The organism is Pedobacter frigiditerrae (genome assembly GCF_004331645.1).
GTDB lineage: Bacteria > Bacteroidota > Bacteroidia > Sphingobacteriales > Sphingobacteriaceae > Pedobacter > Pedobacter frigiditerrae.
This window is the reverse complement of sequence record NZ_SJSK01000004.1, coordinates 493905-512636: the sequence shown is the minus strand read 5'-3', so window position 1 is coordinate 512636 and position 18732 is coordinate 493905. Positions and strand designations below refer to the sequence as shown.

The window sequence follows — 18732 nt, the reverse complement described above, 5'->3', positions numbered from 1 at the left end:
CGTTTATTTTTTGTTCGAGGTGAAATTGAACTTTAAGTTTAAGCCTACTGTGTTTATCCTTAGGTTTTTCTCGCCCATATTGCCAATAGCCGGTTTAAAGTAAGGTTCGAAAGTAAGGCTGTTGTTCCCAATACTTTGGTTAATGCCTATGGCGAAAATAGCACTGGTTGCAAAATCAAACCCGTTAATCCTGCTTTTTTCAGTTTCTTCTTGCTTTGCAGTTTGTGTTATACCTAAAACATTTTTATTGCTTAAATTATATCCATAGGTATATTTTTGAGATAGGTAAGTGCTCGAGTTAATTCCTGTTGCTATATAGAAATTTTGCTTTTTGGTAGGATAGAACTTAAGGCTTACAGGTATATCAAAATTTAACAATTGGGCATTTATGCTGATGTCGGAAATGCTCGTACTATTTGAAGCACCAGGGTTATTATTTGGAGCTGCATTTGCCGCATCAAAAGAATAAGAAGACATAGAGCGAGAAACTTCGCTAGGAATGCTCTTTTGATATTCTATTTTATTTTGGCTAACACCTGCACCGAAACTAACGAACAAGCTTTTAGTTAATTTAACATTGGCATTTACGCCAAAGCCTGCATTTAATTTAGCCGCATTATCTGCGTAATAATTTAAAAATGTACCACTAAATACCTCAATAGAACTTTTGGTCTCTTTTGTTTTTCGTTCTTCCTTAGGTTTTTGAGCTAAGATTTTACTTTGGTCGTTTAAAAACTGTTCAGTTGTTTTTTTAACGATTACAGGATCTTTAACTACTGCTCCATTATTATTTGCAATTACTTGATTTTGGTTATTTATCTTTTGGGCTGTATCAACTTTGTTTGCCGCAATAGCATTTTGATTGATTGGATTTTGTACAACTACTACTTTCTGATTAGTGAGGGTTTCATTTTTAATAGGCTGTTCTACTTTAGCGATTACAATTTCTTTTTTTACATCCGTTACAATTGGTTTTCCCCAAGTGGATGCCTTAGGTACAGTTTTTTGTGCTACAAGTGGTGATTTATCTGCAGTATTTCCTGTGGGATTTTCTGCAGGTTTTGTTTCTTGTTTTTTGGCAATTGAAGGTCTATTAATAATGCTGTCAGTTTTGTGCTTGATGACTGGTTGTTGTTTTACTATTTGCTGTCCGTTATCTATTTTTTGAGCAGATTTATCTAATGCGAAAAATAAGCCAAGAGCTATTAAAATAGCCGCCGCAATTCCGCTTATCCACCAAATAGGTAGTTTTTTATTTTGTTTTTCAGGATATTTTTCTCGTAGTTTCGCCCATCCGTTGTCGCTTAATTCATCATCAAAATTTTCGAAAACAGTTTTAATCTGCGATACTAATTCTTCATCTATATCTTTCATCTTTTATATATTGAATGAGTAATCAATAAACTTTGCAGTGTTTGTTTAGCTCTTGTTAAATAAGTTCGAGATGAGCTTTCTGGAATATTCAACATTTTCCCAATCTCCTTGTGAGAATAGCCGTCTATTTCATATAAGTTAAACACCAAACTTTGCGTCTCATTTAAATTTTTCATCAAGCCTAAAATATCCTTTGCAGAGAGGTTATCTAAAGCAGATGAATAGGTGGTTTGTGGCTCTGTGTCTACCAATTCTATGGCTTGACTAAACCTCATGTTTTTTCTTTTATAATCTAGGGCTGTGTTCACTAAAATCTTTCTGAACCAAGCCTTAAAGTGAGCATCTTCCCTAAAACTGTCAATTGATTTAAAAACTTTAATAAATGAATCGTTAACGGCCTCTAATGCATCTTCTCTATTATATAAATACCTCAAACAAATACCCAAAGCGTAGCCATAAAAATGCTTGTATAGCATTTCCTGGGACTGTAGATCACCTGATTTGCAATAATGTATTAACTCCTCAAGGTTAGGTGTTTGGGGTTTGGACATTTATTGTTTCGAACGCTTTAATCTATATTGATAAGTGATAGACGGATTAACATCTGAGGCTATTGTTAAACTTTTTGTCAAAATTAAACTATCTCCTTTAGCTTCGTAAATATAAGTGCCATTTAATATTAAATTCCAGTCGAAATCTGCTGTCCAAGTATTTTGATCTGCAAATGTTACACTTTTAGTATCCTCAACTTTAAATGCTCCACTGGCTAACTTCGTTCCTTTGTTAACCTTAAAGGTTTTATCAATTAAAGTCATTTCGAAATCTGTGCTAACTATGTTTTGGTTAACGATAGTTCTAAATGTTCCTGTATAAGTACCTTTAAAATCTCTTGCATTATTTTCTTTTTTGCAGGCTGTAAATAAAAGCATCAGCATAAAAATGTAAACTAGTTTCTTCATCATTATAGGTTTTACAATCCATACGTAAGGAAATCGTTAAACGCTACACCTAAAGAAAAATAATGGTTTTTAATAATAATTGCTCTTTTACGCTAGTCCCTTTTATTTTCCGTAAATTTGGCTCATTATCAATTTATAGAGCGAAAAGTGTCTTTAGAACAATTAAAATTAAGCAAACCATTAGTGTCAGCAATGACAGATGCAGGTTACCTCAGTCCAAAAGAAATTCAGGCTAGAACAATGTCACGTATTTTAGGCGGACAAGATATCATAGCTATTGGCCCAGAGGGATGCGGAAAAACAACCACCTATATTTTAGGTGTTTTAATGCGTTTAAAATATGGTTTTGAAGAAGCGCCAAGAGCCTTAATTTTAGTGCCTACTAAAGAAAGGGTGCTAGAAGTGATGGAGCAATTTCAGCTTTTAAATAGAAATCAGACTATCCGTATTGTAGGAATTCACGCAGATGGCGGAATGGAAGCTCAAATTAATGAGTTAACTGATGGAGTAGATATTGTTGTTGCAGTTCCTTCTAGAGCTAGAGCAGTTTATTTGAAGTTGGGCCTAAATACCAATAAAATTCAAATGTTTGTGGTAGACGATGCCGCAGAAATGGTGAAGTTGGGTATGCAATTACCTATTAACGAATTGGCTAATAGCATACAGAAATGCCAACATTTAATTTTTACTGATGTAATGCATGACAGACTCGATTTAATGATTGAGAATTTCATGAAATTACCTACTACAATAGAAGTTGATGAATTAGAGGAGAACGAAACCGAAACGCATACGCAGCTTTTATACCATGTGCCTAATTTTAGAACAAAGTTAAATTTACTTAACCTGCTTTTAAAGGATGCAGAAGTATTTGATAAAGTGGTAGTTTTTGTAAACACTCGTTTAACGGCTCAAACCTTATCAAAAGATTTATTTGATGGCAAGGCCGATGATATTTTTGTTTACAAACCTTTGTTTTTTGATGAGGCTGGGTTTGACGATATCGAAGATTTTAAGGCGATAAGTGAAGCTCGTGTTTTAATTGTGGCTAATGAAGGTTTACAGCAAATGGATTTGGAAGGCATTCCGTTTATTTTCCATTTTGAATTGCCTGTACAAAAGGAAACTTACTTAAACAGGGTAATTAAGCAAAGTGATGAAGAAGTAGTTGCCATTACTTTTACAACAGATTTAGAGTTGCCTCAGGTTCGTAAAATTGAACAAGCAATTGGTCAGAAAATTGAAGTGGCAGATTTACCATCCGATTTGTTGGTAGAAGAAGTAACCAAAGCTAAGGCTCAAAAGAATAAAATATTAGCCGAGCAGGAAGATGAAGAAAATCATCGTGATGCAGCATATCATAAAAAGAAGGAAAGCAATTCTAAAACTTCCAACTATGGTATTGGTCAAAAGGCGATAATGAATAAGAAAAAGAAACACGGATAATAATTAACCACATAGATACATTGCGAATATAGAATGGATTTATAACCTTCTTTTCTATGTACCTATGTGGTAAAAAGCGTGTTATTTTGCCATTGGATGTTGCATATATTCACTCCACATGATAACTTTTCCGTTTTTGATTCTTAAGTCGTTGAAAAAGTTTACACTATCTTTTTTGCCATCTTTCAACTCTGAAACTTGTTTATACCACAAGCTAACCCATTCTTCGGATTTGTCTTTACTGATTACAGATTCTCTATCCTGTAAGCTAATGGTAATGCTTTTGTACTTATCCATCTCTCCTTGTGCTGTTTTAAGGAAATCGGCTTTTAACCCTTTAAACTCATAACTATCCACTACTAAATGGATGCTATCTCCAATAAATGCTTTTAATGCTGCAGTATCCAAATTTTCGAAGGCTTTAACCGTATTCATGGCTAACAATAAATTTGCTGGGTCTGTATTCATTTCCCATTCCTTTGGGTCTTTAATAGTATAAGGATACTTTGTGGTATCAGCATTTGAACCAGTTGTAGCCGTAGTTTCTTTGTTTTGGCATGCTGCAAAAACTGCAGCAATTAAAAATAGAAAGGATAATTTTTTCATTTCGTTTAAATTTTAGTTTACGTTAGTTAATTAAATATACATAATTAACTGAAAATTAAACGATCGAATAATTATTTACTCATTAGCGATTTGAGTTGCCTTTTTATCCATTTTATCTACATAAGCAGTTGGGAAGATGGCATGTTTGTTTTTAACCATTTTCTCCATCAACTCTTTTAGATGAGTTTGTATGGTTGTTGGCAAGCTATAAAAAGTTAGGTCTACTTGGGTTTTTCTGGTCGGGTCTAAAACACTATTTTGGTGTCTAATCGCTACTTTCTGACCTTTATGATAAATTAAGATTTTTGCTCTGCCATCGTCATAACCGTTTGCACCGAAAGTTCCATAAACAATAAGCGGCTCTATTATACCATCACCATCTAAATCATTAAACTCACAATATTTTGTCCAGAACCAAATAGAAGTTTCTTTTTCATCACCTTTTAAGGTTGGGGTTTTAAAATCGTTTATTTCCCATTTCTTTAAGGTTACGGCTTTGTCGACTTTAAAATTAAATGCTTTGATGGTATAGTTGACAGTATCTTTTTCCTTGTTAACTGTGTCGGCACTTTCGGTTAGGGCAACATTATAGGTTCCGCTTTTATCAGTATAGGTATAGGCTCTAAATATTGGGAAGTTGATTAAGTTTTTCTTTTTAAAGGCTGTGGTAAAAAACTCGTCGGTTTCTGTTTTAGATAGTATTTTGCTACTTGTTGCTTCAGTTTGAGCATTTGCTTGATAAACAAAAATGCTTAGTATTAATAAAAGGTATATTTTTTTCATCTCTTGGTATTTGTAATGGCAAATATATAAAATGATAATTTAACCACATAGACACATAAAGAACATAGAATAGCTTTAACTATGTGCCTATGTGGTTGATAAACTTTGACTACGTCAGTATTACAAAAGCAGGTTTAATCCTCTTGTCTTAAAATGGCAATATCCTTTATCAGTTGATTAATTTCTAACTCAAGTGTTCCGTTATAAATACCTCTAATTCTTTTGTTTTTATCTATTAACAAGAAATGTTCGGTATGCAGAAAGTTAGTGCTGTCTTTGGTGAAACCTAAATCTTCTTCGGCAAAATAAGATTGTCTGGCAAGGGTGTAAATATCGGATTTACTACCTGTTAAAAAGTGCCAGTTTGGATTGGTTACATTGTACCGCTTTGCATAGACTTTTAAAATTTTAACACTATCCAACCAAGGTGTAACGCTGTAAGATAGTAACACCACGTTTTTGTCATCCTTGTAGGTTGAGTCAATCTTTTTCATGTGGTTTGTCATTACGGGGCAAATGCTGCCACAGCTTGTAAAAAAGAAATCTGCAATGTGGATTTTACCTTCCACATCTTTTTGGGTAATGGTTTGATTGTTTTGGTCTTTAAAGGCAAAGTTTGCAATTTGATGTGGTACCAATAAACTCACAGAATCTTTATTACCAATGAATAAAGGCGTAAAATTTGGCTTGTTGTAATAAGGTAATCGTTCTGTTTCACTTTTATCCGTACAAGCATTAAAAATTATGTTAACGACTAATAAAAACGCTATCTGCAACGTTAATGCAGTTTTTTGTACCGAGTAAGCCATATCTTCTTCCATTTTTAATAATGTAATTTGCTTTTGTTTTTCCATTTATCCACCACATTTTTTGGCTGCCTTCTTCGTAACCTTTAACCATGTGAAATTCTTTAAAAGGGTTTCCGGTATTGTACCATTCTTTTATCACTCCATTAAATTCATCGTTATCAAATTCGTAAGTGAACTTTAATTTTCCATCTGGCCACCAACCCTTGTGTACACCTTCTTTTTTGCCCGAGATGTATAATCGCTCATCTGCCAATTGTTTGTTTGGATACCAAGTTTTTGAAATGCCTTCTTGCAAGCCTGCATAACAAGGTTTTATAAAAGCAGTATCGCCAGAAGGATATAATGCAAATTGAATTCCGGAAAAGCGTTTGTCTTTGTAATAAATTGTATCTGCAACGTTCTTAAAATCCCAGCTATCTGCATTTACATGGTTTACCGGAACGTTTTTAATGATTTTTAAATAATCACTCTTCTCATGTTTGCAAGCTTGCAGTACAAAAAGAGTGATCAGCAAAAAGATATAGAAACTATATTTGAGCATTAAAAAGTTACTGTTCCTGCTGTTCCATAAAAACCATTTCCATTTAAATATGGTGCATCTGTAGAAAAGTGGTAGTGATAGATGCCTGCTGGGTAATCTGCAGTAACACCTGTATGGCCATGGTAGGCATCTAAACTTGCAGTTGCCACTGTTGCGCCATTCTCTTTAGGGCCATAAACAGGGAAACCATCTAATAAAAAGCCCATTAAAGCATCTGTGCCTTTTGCTGTTGTTAATTTAATTGGCTCAACATGGTAGTGATATCTTGAGCCTGGATCTGGATGACCCCAACCTTGATCAAAACTTACAATTTCTCCACTTAAAGCAGCTCCACCACCTGCATATTGGTTATACAAAGGAATTCCATTAATGGCTACCCCCATTGGTCCCATTGGTGTAGCTGTATGTGCTGCATTAACTGCTGGATTTAAGGGAATTTTAAAAGTATAATTTTGGGAAACCATACTATTAGGGTTTTTATTGAAGGTAAAACCACCAAAGGTTGTGCCTGTAAATGCTTCATAAAGGGTATTGGTAGTAGCATAATACGCACTTTTATGGTCTGGTAAACCAGTTGTTTTTATGGTGATGTAAGTCCCATCAGATGTAATACTTGATGCGCCGTAAATTTTCTTGTAAATCTCTGGAACATTGGCACCAACACTTGTAACTATAACCGGATTAGTAACGGTACCGGTAGTTGTTGTGCTAGATTTTTTGCAAGCTAATAAGATAATAATAGCAAGCAAAGCGATTGATGAGTTAAAGCGGATGGATTTCATACTGATTAATTAAATGGTTTCTAATGGGTTTTCTTGTTAGACGTAGCTAATTTTGAAATCCTTCGCTTTGCTTAAATTAATTTTGTGGGGGTGGTAGAAGTTCTCCTTCTGGTCTTTCGTGTGGTGGCGGGCCATTATGAGGAGGGCCGTCCATAGGTGGACCTTGATGAGGCCCTCTACCTTTTGGATGTTGCTCGCCCATCATCTGCATGACTTGTTTGATAATGGCATCAAATTTTTTCTGTTGTGTTGGATTGCAGATTGCCCGCACCTTTGCAAAATGATTAAAAGTCAATAGATCTAGTTTTTCTGTAGAAACACTTACCATTTTTGCTGCCGTTTGCTTTTCGGCTTCTGTAACGTTTGGTTGGCTTAAAAGACTAAAAAAAGCATCTTTTGCATCTTTAATTTCATCCCTAAGCGGCCGAACACCTTGCTGGTGTTCCTCAACCAAGACTAAATATTGCTCTTGCTGACTTTTATTTAACTCTAGTTCTTTAATGATAAACTTTGCTGGTCCGCCTTTTAACTGTTGAGGTTTATTTTCTTTTTTAAACCAAAACAACCCAATTGTTGCCACATTTGCGATGAGCAAAAGCACAACTAAGGCAGTTAAAATCTTTTTATTTGAGTTCATGGTCTTTTAATAAGATGAAATATTTTGGTCGTAAGCATTGGCAAAACCTTCAATAGAAGATTCGTCGGTTTTTTGAGGCTTACTTTTTTGGGTTAATAACAACGTGTTTATCAGTAGAAAAACAGCCAAAGTGCAAATCATCCAAGCAGGTTTTAATGGGAAAACCCAGTCTTTTTGTGTTTGCTCATTTGCTAATCGCAATGTGAATCTCGAATAGAAAAAATCTCTTGGTTCTGCCGCTTCAATTCCTTCTAAGCTTTTTAAATATTCGTCAGTTATTGGTGTTTTGTCTTGTTCCATAACATTAAGAATTTTTATAGTGTTGTAATTGTTTCTGTAAATTTTGTTTAGCTCTCGATATTAAAGATTCAATCGCTTTTATACTTTGCTGCATAATTTCACTCGCTTCATCGTACTTTATACCTTGAACTTTTATCAACGTAAAAGCTACTTTTTGTTTTTCCGGTAAGTCATTTATGGCTTTAAACAACTCTGCCGCTCGTTCTTTATTTTCTAGGGCAATTCCGGGGTGATGAAAAACCTGATTTGGATTTTCATCATTCGGCATCCACCAAGGAATTAACTTTTGTAACCGCTGCCTATTTTTTCTTTGTCTAAGTTTATCTAACGCTTTTCTAACTGCAATTCTGTAAAGCCAGGTTGTTAATGAACTATCGCCTTTAAATGAATTAATTGTGTGATAAACTTTTATAAAAACCTCTTGTGCAGTATCGTCAGCTTCTTCACTGTCTTGTAAAATATTTAAAACTGTATTAAACACAGGTCTGCGATAAGCGTTAACCAAATGATGGTACGCAGCTTCATTTCGCTTCTTTAATTGCAGAATTAAATCTTGTTCGTTCAATACCAATTTGAGGTTAGACGTATGGATTTTTAAAATCCTTCGGTTTACTAAAGATATTTAAAAGAAGGAGATTATTTTAATTATTGAATGTCAGTCTCAGCGAACCTGTCCCGACTTCTTAGGGAGTCGAAGACTTGGAAATGCAAACTAATAATTATCGCTTAAATCAGTCCCGCTTTACATTATAAGTCCCGGTTTTTCTAGTTCCTAATCAAGGCCCTATGGTATGTACACCAGTCTGAAAATGTGACGTCAGTCTCGTGCGAACGGGAATCGTAAAGCGTGATGTATGCCTATTCGAATTCTATTGCTACCAATCCTTTGTCTTTTGTTTGTTATCAAGTTTAAACGTCGTCGCTACTGCTTAAGTTCTGAGTCGCAACAGAATCGAAGTGTTATCATAGTAAATGTAAAATACCTATATTATGAATCCAAGTTTTTGTGGAAAAAGTTGGACACATACTGGACTCATATTGGACACATATTGGACTCATTGCATTTCTGTTACGAAGAAGTAGCGATGCAGTAGCAATCTTGATACTATCAGTTGACGAACTTGGCGCCTTCCTTTTACGAGGTATTTTGAATGCTTTGATGCATCAATAATGTGAGACATTCTTGAGCACACCTAAATGTAACCCTATGGAAAAATTTGATGTCTTGTGGCATACCTACCAGCAGGTGGTGCGTAAAAAGAAACCTGAATATTTATGTCCACACGATAGGATTTCATCTGGGAAGAATCGGGAGCTTTTCATTACTCCCGATAGCTATCGGTACGGATTTAGAAACGAAAACTTGTGCAATAAACAATGGTAGGCTGCATAAGCCAAAGAAGAGTTTACCACAGTGGTTTCATTAAATCTACAACCTTTTTCTCCGTTGGAACATTTTTTACAATAGGAGTAAAAGGCTCTTTTTCAATTTGAATTGTTGTAAAATCGCCAATGTAATTAAAGATATATTCTTGTTCTATAAAGGTTCTTGCTCTTCTACCGGTTAACGAAAAATCTCTTTTTCCGTTTATTTTAATAGAAACTGATTTGTCTAAGGTTAATTCACAAACTTTAAATTCATTGCGTTCTGGGAAACCAACTTCAAAATATCCTGGTTTTAAATAAAGTTCTACTTTTTCGTCTAATTTGATTTGGAGGAAATCAAACTTATTTATGCTTTTGTTTCTAAAACAAATGTTTTTTTCTGATGTATAAACTACGTTTTGAAATGTTTGAAAGTTATCATCAATTAGCAAAATTAAATCGCAATGCTCAAAATTAGGTTGCTCTAAAATGGTTTCGGGTAAATGAACTACATTATCCTTTACAAAACCAGCAGTAGATTCAATTGGTTTCCAAGCTATTTTGTCTTTTCTATCTTCAAAAGATTTTTCATCCTTTCCGTAGGAGTTAATGTTCCTGAAAAGTTGGATAACTCTGAAAGATTTTTTGGAAATGATGGGTTGGGGTTTCATTTTCTTTATCAATTCGTCATGCTGAATTTATTTCAGCATCTGGCTTGTATGAAAGACCCTGAAATAAATTCGGGGTGACGGGCTAGTCTTTTGTTCTTGTGTAAGTTCCAAATGTATTATCAATAAGATATTGCTTTTCAGATTCATTTCTTGGGCCTGTGGAAGAGGAATAAATTTTATTTGCTTCACAAGTTCTGAAAGCTATAAACTTATCAATCTTAATTTTTTTACTAACAAGTTCACATATTTTCCAAGCTGTTAAACTGTCTGTAGTTTTTTTATCAATGTCTAATAGAATTATACCTTCAAAATTGTCTATTCCTTTTTCACTGGTGTCTTTATATTCTTTTGCTAAAAAACAATACCTAAATTTTTGTCCATTTAATATCAAGGGTTTCCAATTATTTTCTGCTTTCTTACACGAAAGATGAAATGCTGCTTTGTCCCAACTGACTTGACTATAGCTTTTTTTAGATAAAATTAATAACGCAACAGAAAGTAGTATGGCTTTAACGGTGTTTTTGAAAGTGATAGGTTGAGGTTTCATCATCTTTTTTATCAATTCATTATGCTGATATTATTTAAACATCTAACTTGTATGAAAGACCCTGAAATAAATTCAGGGTGACGGTTAGAGGGGCTACAACTTCTTCGCTTCATTCCAATACACATCCATTTCTGCCAATGTCATGTCTTGCAAAGCTTTGCCATTTTCTTTTGCCTTGCTTTCCAGAAACTGAAAACGTTTAATGAATTTTTTATTGGTTTTTTCTAAGGCATTTTCAGGATTGATATCTATAAATCTGGCATAATTAACCAAAGAGAAAAGTAAATCGCCAAATTCTCCTTCCGCTTTTTCTTTATCTATGTTTTCGTTTTCGGCGATGTTAAACTCATCCTTAAATTCTTGTAATTCCTCTTCAACTTTTGCCCAAACTTGTTCTTTTTCATCCCAGTCGAAACCTACTCCACGAGCTTTTTCTTGAATCCTGCTGGCTTTAACCAAAGCAGGCAAGCCAGCTGGAACGCCACCTAAAACAGATTTATTTCCTTCTTTCAGCTTAATTTTCTCCCAGTTTCGTTTTACGTCGTCTTCATCATTTACTTCAACATCTCCATAGATATGAGGGTGACGATTGATTAATTTATCGCAAACACCATTTAGCACATCAGTAATATCGAAATCATTGGTTTCACTTCCAATCCGAGCATAAAAAACCAAATGCATCATTAAATCGCCTAACTCTTTTTTAATCTCTTGACTGTCACCTTCTAAAATTGCATCAGAAAGCTCGTAGGTTTCTTCGATGGTTAAATGACGCAAAGTTTCCATCGTCTGTTTTTTATCCCATGGGCATTGCGTACGAAGGGTATCGAGAACAGTTAATAATCTTAAAAAGGCGGTATCAGGACTTGAGGTAGCTGGAGGAGGAATATTTGCAGGCATATTATTTGATAATGTTAAAGGCAATAAGCATTGTGGTTATAAATAGAACGATTAATCCGATAAGAAATAAAATATCTGCACCGCGTTCCATTTTTGTAGCACGCACAGTTGTACTTCGCATGGCTAAAAAAGATAATAAACAACTGCTCATGAAAATGATAATGGCTAAGGCAGCTCCTTCATCAATAAAAGATGATTCTTCAAGTTTTGAAATCTTAACAGATGTTAAAACAATGAAACAAAAGCCTAATAAATTAGCAGAAGTATTTAAAATATGTGGCGACCTGTTTTCTTTTTCGGCTTTCATTTATTCAGCGTCTTCAAGTTTTATTTTTTTAGTAATTCTATAGGTTCGTCTTTTTCTAGGTGTTTTATGACCTTCGCCAAGTAAGGCACCCCAAGGCTGTAGTCCATCTACTCTTTCGAAAATAATTTTTAGCATCGCTAGATAAGGAATACATAAAAACATACCAGAAATTCCCCAAATCATTTCGCCTACTATAATGCCAATAAAGGCAAAAAGTGCATTAATCTTAACTTTAGAACCTACCACTAAAGGCATTAGGATATTGCCATCAATAGTATGAACACCTACAAAAACTAAAATTACCAATAACGCTTTTGCAGCTCCAGCTGTTGCGAAAGTAATTAATGCACTAATTAATAAAGCTGTAGAAATTCCTAAGTAGGGGATGATATTAAAGATGCCGGCTATTAGACCAAGTAAGATGGCGTACTTAACGCCAAATAATGATAAAGTAACAATCATTAATGTAGAAACAATTAGCATCTGTAGAAATAATCCAGAGACGTATTTTCTTATAATACTTTGTATTTGACTTACAATCTCAACAACTTTTGTTTTATGTTCTTCTGCAAAAACAGTAGTTAAAAAGGTGAATAATAATCTCCTGTAATTAAGGATAAAGAACGTAAAAAGTAAGGTAAATGCTAGAAATAACAAGCTTGATGAAAGTGTTATTAAAGTCGTACCGATAATTGTTGCGCTAGTAGCTAATGCTTTTTCTGCGTTATCCATAGTCAACGGACTCTTCATCTTATCTAGATTTAAATGAAAAGTAGCTACCGCCCAATGTCTAATGTCATCAAAAGCCTTGGTAACCTGTTTAACCAGCAATGGCCAATCTGCCCATAATTCTCCAATTTGATTTCCTAAAAAATAAAGTATGCCATAAAGTACTGCAATCATTAAGATTACAGCAGTTATTGTAGCAATGCTTCTTCCGAAACTCAATTTACGCTCTAAAAAATTAGCAAATGGTAAAAGCAAAAATGCCATTAATAAAGAAAAGAGTAGGGGAGCCAAAAGGCTTTTACCCAGAATTGCCAAATAACCCAACATGATAATAGAAAGTAGCACTAAAGCTAGTTTGGCAACAAATGGCAAGGAAATTTCTTTCATGGTAGATAATTTCAATAAAGATAAAAGATTTTTTGTGGGAAGGAAATAGAGAATGGGAAATGGCTCAAGATTTAAGACTACTGACTCAAGACTGTTTAATTGCTCTAAGCATTTCTCTTTTACCAGCAGCGCCAGGCAATTTTTCTACTTTTAAACCACAGCTTTTTACTGCTCTTTTTAAGTTGCCAGTAATAGAATAACTTACAAAAACTCCACCAACTTTTAGGAAGCTACAGGTATGGGCAATCATCTCATCAGTCCACATTTCTGGTTGGTGTTGTACAGAGAAAGCATCAAAATATATCACATCAAACTTTGTTGAACTTTTAAAATTGGGCAAAGTTGTGTTTGCTATTGCTAGTTCGCATTGCGATGATAACGCTTGTTTCCTTATTAAAGCATTCTCATATTTAGCTATAAAGCCTTGCCAAACATTTTCCGGGACATATTCATCATAACCAGTTTGCTTTATCACTTCTTCTGCAAGCGGGAAAGCCTCTATGCCTGTATAATTAAGCTTGATGTTATTTTCTTCGCAATGCGCAAAACTTAAAATAAAATTTAACCCAGTTCCAAAACCAACCTCCAAAACAGAAATTTCTTTTGTGTCTTTTTTATCGATGGCAAACTTAAATCCTGCCTCTAAAAACACATGTTTGCTCTCTTGCAAGGCACCATTCGAAGAGTGGTAATGCTCACCAACAGTTTCATTAAATAAAGTATTAGAGCCATCAGCAGTTTTGGTAAGGATATTCATTTGGTAAAAATAAAATATTAAACTGTCATTTGTCTTTTATCTTTGTTCCTTAACCTATTCAAATTATGGACATAGAAAGTTTCAGAGAATATTGTTTGAGTTTACCAGGAACAACTGAAGGGATGAAATGGGAACATCTTTGTTTTATGATTGAAGAAAAAATATTCGTAATCATTACTATAGATGATGGAAACAGCTTTTCTACCAAATGCACACCTGAGGAGTTTGAAGAACTCACAGCTCGTGATGGAATTCAACAGGCTTATCATATGGCAAAAAAACAGTGGGTTCAAATTGCCGATTTAGATATTTTAAGTGTTACTGAATTAAAGAAAAGAGTAGAAACTTCTAGAGCTTTGGTATTAGCTAAGTTGCCTAAGAAGGTTCAAGAGAAATATAAGTAAAAGAAAATCGTCATTTCGAACGAGATTTTTCATCGAGGAGAAATCTTCAAATTTAACTACAAACTGATGTTTCAGAAGTGGGAAATGACTTGAAGATTTCTCGTCGCTGCCTGCCTGCGGTAGGCAGGCGCTCTGTCGAAATGACGATTATTTATTTAGGTGGCTAACAATTCTACCACAATCTAATTCTCTCCTCTGGTTTTTTGTACAATTTATCTCCAGGTTGTACATCAAACGCTTTATACCAAGCATCCATATTTACAGGCGCTCCAATCGTTCTATATGGACCAGGAGAATGTGGGTCTGTTTTAATCAATTGCGCTGCAGCATCTGGTAAAATGTTGCCTCTCCACACTTGTGCCCATGATAAGAAGAAACGTTGGTCTGGTGTAAATCCATCAATTTTTTCATTGCCTTGACCTTGCTTAGTCATTTTAAAGGCAGTGTAAGCAGCATTTAATCCACCTAAATCTCCAATGTTTTCGCCCATTGTTAATTTGCCTAAAACGTGGATGGTATCTACAACAGTGTAAGCGTTAAATTGCTCGCCTAAAGCTTTTGTTTTTTCATTGAATTTAGCACGATCTTCATCAGTCCACCAATTTTTTAAGTTACCATCTTTGTCATATTGACTACCGGTATCGTCAAAACCGTGGCTCATTTCGTGACCAATTACGGCACCAATACCACCATAATTTACAGCATCATCTGCATTTGGGTCGAAGAATGGGAACTGCAAAATCCCTGCAGGGAAAACGATTTCGTTCATTGTTGGGCTGTAAGAAGCATTTACGGTTGGGGGTGTCATTCCGAAACGAGTGCGGTCTACAGGTTTTCCTAATCTGTTAATGTTTTCATTGTAACCCCAAACACCAGCATTACGTAGGTTTTGGAAATACGTTCCTCTATTAATTACTAAACCAGTATAAGTTTGCCATTTAGTGGTGTAGCCAACTTTAGGCGTAAAAGCATGTAATTTTTCTAATGCTTTCTTTTTAGTCGCATCACTCATCCATTCTAGACCATTAATTCTAATTTCGAACGCTTTACGCAGGTTTACAATCATTTGGTCCATACGCACTTTAGCATCTGGCTTGAAATATTTAGCTACATAAAGCTGCCCTAATAATTCGCCAATTGTGCCATCTGTTAAAGACGACATGCGTTGCCAACGTGGAGTTGCTACTTTCTGACCTGTTTGCGCTTGTGTAAACGCAAAACTTGCATTAACAAAAGGAGAACTTAAATTATTTGCAGAAGATTTTAAAATGTTCCATTCTAAGTAAGTTTTCCAATCTGCCAGTGGCACCGAAGTTAACATCCCATCTAATTTTTCGAAGAAAGATTTAGAGTTAACCAATACTGTATCTTGTCCAGTTACTTTAAATTTAGGCATCAAACTTTTCCAATTGATGCTTGGCGTAATCTTGCTAAACTCTGCAACCGTAAGCTTGTTGTAAGTTTTGTATTGGTCACGCATCTCAATACGACTCATTTGAGCTTGAGCCAATGCCTTTTCTATTTTTAAAACTGTTTCAGCTTTTTGTTTAGCTTCTGCTTCACTATTTCCAACTAGAGAAAATAACTTCGTCATGTAAACATTGTAAGCCGCTCTAATTTTCTGACTACGAGGGTCGTCGTTTAAATAAATATCCCTATCGTTAAGTGTTGTTCCGCCTTGAGAAATATTTACTAAATATTTGGTTACATTCTTTCTATCCTGCCCAACACCAAAACCAAACATGCCACCACCAATGCCCGATGTACGCATATAAGCAGTATGTTCTAACATTCCCTGAACACTATTAATTTGCTTTATTTTTTCTAAGTCTGCTTTAATAGGAGTGTAGCCTAATTTTTCGATGGTTAAGCTATCCATTGCAGCAGCATAAAAATCACCAACGCGCTTAGAAACTGAGCCTGCTGGACCATTTTTATCTGCCGCCGCGGCTTCCACTAAACTTCTAACAGCTTGTGCGTTAAATTCTCGAAGTTCATTAAATGTTCCCCATCGAGTTTCCTTTGCTGGAACGGGGTTGTTTTTTATCCATGTACCGCTTGCATATTGATAAAAATCGTTTCCCGGTTTAATACTTAAATCCATATTAGCTGGGTCGATGTATTTTCTTTGTGTATTTTGAGCATTGGCTGAAAAACTGCCTGCCAAAATTCCTAGAACTGCAAAATAATTTTTGAGTTGAATTTTCATACTTTATGTTTTATAAAGTCGAAAATTAAGAATTACTAGATAAAGTAAAACAAGTTAATAGAAATATTACTTATTAAACCAGTAGTATATTTTACTTAACCCAATTCTGCGAAAGATGTCGATATTAAAAACGGATAACCTGAACGATTTCATATTTTGAATCTTTTAATATCTATTTAACATATTTTAACATCTTTTATTGTGCGAAAATTAAAATCTAACCTAAAAAGCCTAATTTTGAATTATTCTAAATAGAAAATGGAAAAACACAAAGATCTTCACGATAAAAAAGATGATGGTTGCTGCAGTCACGACCATACTCATCATGACCACGATGAAGGTGGTCATGACCATGGGGATGCTTCTTCATTTAAAACCTATTTGCCTGCAATTTTCAGTTTAGTATTGTTGCTTAGCGCAATAGCTTTTGATTATTTTAAGGTAGACTTCTTCAAAAGTTACATCCGTGTAGCTTGGTATTTGTTGGCCTACATTCCTGTTGCTTATCCTGTTATTAAAGAAGCAATACAAACAATCGCCAAGGGCGAAGTATTTACAGAATTTCTGTTGATGGTTTTGGCAACTGTTGGTGCATTGGCTTTGGGAGAATATCCAGAAGCTGTTGCAGTGATGTTGTTTTATACAGTTGGTGAGTTATTTCAAGGTGCCGCAGTTGAAGGAGCAAAAAAGAATATTAAAGCTTTATTAGATGTTAGACCGGATACAGCAAATGTTTTTAGAAATGAAAAATTTGAAACCGTAAAACCAGATACAGTTGAAATTGGAGAAACTATACAATTAAAGGCTGGAGAAAAAGCACCTTTAGATGGAGAGTTGATAAATGTTGCCGCAAGTTTTAATACTGCTGCTTTAACTGGAGAAAGTACACCAAGAACTATTAGGAAAGGAGAACTAGTTTTAGCGGGAATGTTAAATCTAGACCAGGTTATTACTTTAAAAGTGACCAAGGAATTTGCTGATAGTGCACTCTCTAGGATATTAGAGATGGTGCAATCTGCAACTTCACGCAAAGCAAAGACAGAGCTATTCATTAGAAAGTTTGCAAAAATTTATACGCCGATAGTTTTCTTTTTAGCTGTCGCATTGGTTGTTTTGCCATACTTTATTATAGCTGATTATCAATTTCAGACTTGGTTATATAGGTCATTGGTTTTCTTGGTTATTTCTTGTCCCTGTGCTTTGGTTATTTCTATTCCTTTGGGTTATTTTGGAGGAATTGGTGCTGCTTCTGCTCACGGAATTTTATTTAAAGGGTCAAACTTTTTAGATGTAATTACCAAAGTTAATACGGTAGTAATGGATAAAACTGGAACCCTAACTCACGGTGTTTTTAAGGTTAAGGAAATTAAAGCCGAAATAGACGAAGTTAAATTTCTCAGTTTTCTGGCTTCCATTGAAAGTAAATCTACACATCCAATTGCAAAAGCTATTGTTAGCCACCATAGCGATAAAAAATTATTAGAAGTAAAAGATGTTAAAGAAATTGCTGGTCACGGCTTAACAGCTGTTGTTGATAAAAAGAAAGTAGCTGCTGGTAATTCAAAATTGCTTAAAAAATTAAAAATTGATTATCCTAAAGAATTGGATGGACAAGTAGAAACGATAGTTCTATTAGCAGTTGATGATAAGTTCGCAGGTTATGTGATTATTGCTGATGAAGTTAAAGGAGACGCTAAACAAGCTATTCAAGATTTGCACAAAAATGGTGTAACCCAAATTGTAATGCTTAGTGGCGATAAAAGCGCAATAACAGAGAAATTAGCCAAAGAATTAGGAATTGATATTGCTTACGGTGATTTGTTGCCAGAAGATAAGGTAAGTAGATTAGAAGAAATTAAAAAGGATAAAACCAGAGTAGTTGCCTTTGTTGGTGATGGAATTAATGATGCGCCAGTTTTAGCTTTAAGTGACTTAGGAATGGCAATGGGAGCAATGGGAAGTGATGTAGCCATAGAAACGGCAGATGTGGTGATACAAAATGACCAACCAAGTAGAATAGCTACTGCCATTAAAATTGGTAAGGCTACAAAAAGTGTAGTTTATCAGAATATCGGACTTGCATTTGCTGTGAAGGCAGTGGTTTTAGTTTTAGGAGCAGGTGGTTTAGCTACCATGTGGGAGGCTGTTTTTGCTGATGTTGGTGTTGCGTTTTTGGCGATTTTAAATGCCATTAGAATTCAGAAAATGAAGTTTTAAAT

The 18732-nt window shown here is 34.8% G+C and carries 21 protein-coding genes; 3 read left to right on the top strand and 18 right to left on the bottom strand.

Going from position 1 to position 18732, the window contains the following annotated elements:
- Positions 1–3 precede the first annotated feature (3 nt).
- From EZ428_RS17375 to EZ428_RS17365, 3 genes are all read right to left on the bottom strand, one after another.
- Positions 4–1374: a hypothetical protein gene (locus tag EZ428_RS17375; protein WP_131554455.1), complete on the bottom strand. Its 1371-nt coding sequence runs from the start codon at positions 1372–1374 to the stop codon at positions 4–6.
- On the bottom strand, positions 1371–1850 hold the full coding sequence (locus EZ428_RS17370) for an RNA polymerase sigma factor (protein WP_225871084.1): 480 nt from the start codon (positions 1848–1850) through the stop codon (positions 1371–1373). The genes EZ428_RS17375 and EZ428_RS17370 overlap by 4 nt, the downstream gene beginning before the upstream one ends.
- A gap of 75 nt (positions 1851–1925) precedes the next feature.
- Positions 1926–2336 (bottom strand): hypothetical protein, encoded by a 411-nt coding sequence (locus tag EZ428_RS17365; protein WP_131554453.1) that lies wholly within the window; start codon positions 2334–2336, stop codon positions 1926–1928.
- 144 nt (positions 2337–2480) lie between these two features.
- Here EZ428_RS17365 and EZ428_RS17360 point away from each other — a divergent pair, with 144 nt between their 5' ends.
- The gene (locus EZ428_RS17360) at positions 2481–3779 is read left to right on the top strand and encodes a DEAD/DEAH box helicase (protein ID WP_131554452.1); all 1299 of its coding nucleotides are present in this window, start codon (positions 2481–2483) and stop codon (positions 3777–3779) included.
- 81 nt (positions 3780–3860) lie between these two features.
- Here EZ428_RS17360 and EZ428_RS17355 read toward each other — a convergent pair whose 3' ends face one another.
- From EZ428_RS17355 to mnmD, 14 genes are all read right to left on the bottom strand, one after another.
- A complete protein-coding gene (locus tag EZ428_RS17355; RefSeq protein ID WP_131554451.1) occupies positions 3861–4385 on the bottom strand; it encodes a hypothetical protein in 525 nt (174 codons plus the stop codon).
- Positions 4386–4460: 75 nt separating this feature from the next.
- Entirely contained in the window at positions 4461–5168 is a 708-nt protein-coding gene (locus EZ428_RS17350; protein ID WP_131554450.1) for a M949_RS01915 family surface polysaccharide biosynthesis protein, read from the bottom strand.
- A 134-nt stretch (positions 5169–5302) separates the two neighbouring features.
- Entirely contained in the window at positions 5303–6022 is a 720-nt protein-coding gene (locus EZ428_RS17345; protein ID WP_205945742.1) for an SCO family protein, read from the bottom strand.
- Positions 5916–6518, bottom strand: coding sequence for a toxin-antitoxin system YwqK family antitoxin (locus EZ428_RS17340; protein WP_131554449.1), 603 nt, complete (start codon positions 6516–6518; stop codon positions 5916–5918). Before EZ428_RS17340 ends, EZ428_RS17345 begins: the two co-directional genes overlap by 107 nt.
- The gene (locus EZ428_RS17335) at positions 6518–7300 is read right to left on the bottom strand and encodes a YHYH protein (protein ID WP_131554448.1); all 783 of its coding nucleotides are present in this window, start codon (positions 7298–7300) and stop codon (positions 6518–6520) included. Before EZ428_RS17335 ends, EZ428_RS17340 begins: the two co-directional genes overlap by 1 nt.
- 76 nt (positions 7301–7376) lie before the next feature.
- A complete protein-coding gene (locus EZ428_RS17330) occupies positions 7377–7937 on the bottom strand; it encodes a Spy/CpxP family protein refolding chaperone (RefSeq protein WP_131554447.1) in 561 nt (186 codons plus the stop codon).
- A 6-nt stretch (positions 7938–7943) separates the two neighbouring features.
- Positions 7944–8237, bottom strand: a complete 294-nt coding sequence (locus EZ428_RS17325; protein WP_131554446.1) for a hypothetical protein — start codon at positions 8235–8237, stop codon at positions 7944–7946.
- Between the two features lie 4 nt (positions 8238–8241).
- The gene (locus EZ428_RS17320) at positions 8242–8802 is read right to left on the bottom strand and encodes an RNA polymerase sigma factor (RefSeq protein WP_131554445.1); all 561 of its coding nucleotides are present in this window, start codon (positions 8800–8802) and stop codon (positions 8242–8244) included.
- Positions 8803–9643: 841 nt separating this feature from the next.
- Positions 9644–10273: a hypothetical protein gene (locus EZ428_RS17315; protein ID WP_131554444.1), complete on the bottom strand. Its 630-nt coding sequence runs from the start codon at positions 10271–10273 to the stop codon at positions 9644–9646.
- A gap of 82 nt (positions 10274–10355) precedes the next feature.
- Positions 10356–10823, bottom strand: a complete 468-nt coding sequence (locus EZ428_RS17310) for a hypothetical protein (protein WP_131554443.1) — start codon at positions 10821–10823, stop codon at positions 10356–10358.
- Positions 10824–10913: 90 nt separating this feature from the next.
- On the bottom strand, positions 10914–11720 hold the full coding sequence (gene mazG / locus EZ428_RS17305) for a nucleoside triphosphate pyrophosphohydrolase (protein WP_131554442.1): 807 nt from the start codon (positions 11718–11720) through the stop codon (positions 10914–10916).
- Position 11721: 1 nt separating this feature from the next.
- Positions 11722–12027 carry a hypothetical protein gene (locus EZ428_RS17300; protein ID WP_131554441.1) on the bottom strand — a complete coding sequence of 102 codons (306 nt, stop codon included), beginning with the start codon at positions 12025–12027 and terminating at the stop codon, positions 11722–11724.
- The gene (locus EZ428_RS17295) at positions 12028–13143 is read right to left on the bottom strand and encodes an AI-2E family transporter (RefSeq protein ID WP_131554440.1); all 1116 of its coding nucleotides are present in this window, start codon (positions 13141–13143) and stop codon (positions 12028–12030) included.
- A gap of 85 nt (positions 13144–13228) precedes the next feature.
- On the bottom strand, positions 13229–13900 hold the full coding sequence (gene mnmD / locus EZ428_RS17290; protein ID WP_131554439.1) for a tRNA (5-methylaminomethyl-2-thiouridine)(34)-methyltransferase MnmD: 672 nt from the start codon (positions 13898–13900) through the stop codon (positions 13229–13231).
- A 65-nt stretch (positions 13901–13965) separates the two neighbouring features.
- On the opposite strand from mnmD, the gene EZ428_RS17285 reads away from it, so the two are divergent.
- Positions 13966–14304 carry an MmcQ/YjbR family DNA-binding protein gene (locus EZ428_RS17285; protein ID WP_131554438.1) on the top strand — a complete coding sequence of 113 codons (339 nt, stop codon included), beginning with the start codon at positions 13966–13968 and terminating at the stop codon, positions 14302–14304.
- 172 nt (positions 14305–14476) lie between these two features.
- Here the strand turns inward: EZ428_RS17285 and EZ428_RS17280 are convergent, their stop codons facing one another.
- A complete protein-coding gene (locus tag EZ428_RS17280; protein ID WP_131554437.1) occupies positions 14477–16513 on the bottom strand; it encodes a M13 family metallopeptidase in 2037 nt (678 codons plus the stop codon).
- A 258-nt stretch (positions 16514–16771) separates the two neighbouring features.
- On the opposite strand from EZ428_RS17280, the gene EZ428_RS17275 reads away from it, so the two are divergent.
- Complete coding sequence (locus EZ428_RS17275; RefSeq protein WP_131554436.1) at positions 16772–18730, top strand: heavy metal translocating P-type ATPase; 1959 nt, start codon at positions 16772–16774, stop codon at positions 18728–18730.
- Positions 18731–18732 lie beyond the last annotated feature (2 nt).

What these genes read in the sequence shown, in the direction of transcription:
- EZ428_RS17375 (WP_131554455.1), bottom strand. Translation starts at nt 1,374, where the DNA reads ATGAAAGATATAGATGAAGAATTAGTATCGCAGATTAAAACTGTTTTC.
- EZ428_RS17370 (WP_225871084.1), bottom strand. Translation starts at nt 1,850, where the DNA reads ATGCTATACAAGCATTTTTATGGCTACGCTTTGGGTATTTGTTTGAGG.
- EZ428_RS17365 (WP_131554453.1), bottom strand. Translation starts at nt 2,336, where the DNA reads ATGATGAAGAAACTAGTTTACATTTTTATGCTGATGCTTTTATTTACA.
- EZ428_RS17355 (WP_131554451.1), bottom strand. Translation starts at nt 4,385, where the DNA reads ATGAAAAAATTATCCTTTCTATTTTTAATTGCTGCAGTTTTTGCAGCA.
- EZ428_RS17350 (WP_131554450.1), bottom strand. Translation starts at nt 5,168, where the DNA reads ATGAAAAAAATATACCTTTTATTAATACTAAGCATTTTTGTTTATCAA.
- EZ428_RS17345 (WP_205945742.1), bottom strand. Translation starts at nt 6,022, where the DNA reads ATGGAAAAACAAAAGCAAATTACATTATTAAAAATGGAAGAAGATATG.
- EZ428_RS17340 (WP_131554449.1), bottom strand. Translation starts at nt 6,518, where the DNA reads ATGCTCAAATATAGTTTCTATATCTTTTTGCTGATCACTCTTTTTGTA.
- EZ428_RS17335 (WP_131554448.1), bottom strand. Translation starts at nt 7,300, where the DNA reads ATGAAATCCATCCGCTTTAACTCATCAATCGCTTTGCTTGCTATTATT.
- EZ428_RS17330 (WP_131554447.1), bottom strand. Translation starts at nt 7,937, where the DNA reads ATGAACTCAAATAAAAAGATTTTAACTGCCTTAGTTGTGCTTTTGCTC.
- EZ428_RS17325 (WP_131554446.1), bottom strand. Translation starts at nt 8,237, where the DNA reads ATGGAACAAGACAAAACACCAATAACTGACGAATATTTAAAAAGCTTA.
- EZ428_RS17315 (WP_131554444.1), bottom strand. Translation starts at nt 10,273, where the DNA reads ATGAAACCCCAACCCATCATTTCCAAAAAATCTTTCAGAGTTATCCAA.
- EZ428_RS17310 (WP_131554443.1), bottom strand. Translation starts at nt 10,823, where the DNA reads ATGATGAAACCTCAACCTATCACTTTCAAAAACACCGTTAAAGCCATA.
- mazG (WP_131554442.1), bottom strand. Translation starts at nt 11,720, where the DNA reads ATGCCTGCAAATATTCCTCCTCCAGCTACCTCAAGTCCTGATACCGCC.
- EZ428_RS17300 (WP_131554441.1), bottom strand. Translation starts at nt 12,027, where the DNA reads ATGAAAGCCGAAAAAGAAAACAGGTCGCCACATATTTTAAATACTTCT.
- EZ428_RS17295 (WP_131554440.1), bottom strand. Translation starts at nt 13,143, where the DNA reads ATGAAAGAAATTTCCTTGCCATTTGTTGCCAAACTAGCTTTAGTGCTA.
- mnmD (WP_131554439.1), bottom strand. Translation starts at nt 13,900, where the DNA reads ATGAATATCCTTACCAAAACTGCTGATGGCTCTAATACTTTATTTAAT.
- EZ428_RS17285 (WP_131554438.1), top strand. Translation starts at nt 13,966, where the DNA reads ATGGACATAGAAAGTTTCAGAGAATATTGTTTGAGTTTACCAGGAACA.
- EZ428_RS17280 (WP_131554437.1), bottom strand. Translation starts at nt 16,513, where the DNA reads ATGAAAATTCAACTCAAAAATTATTTTGCAGTTCTAGGAATTTTGGCA.
- EZ428_RS17275 (WP_131554436.1), top strand. Translation starts at nt 16,772, where the DNA reads ATGGAAAAACACAAAGATCTTCACGATAAAAAAGATGATGGTTGCTGC.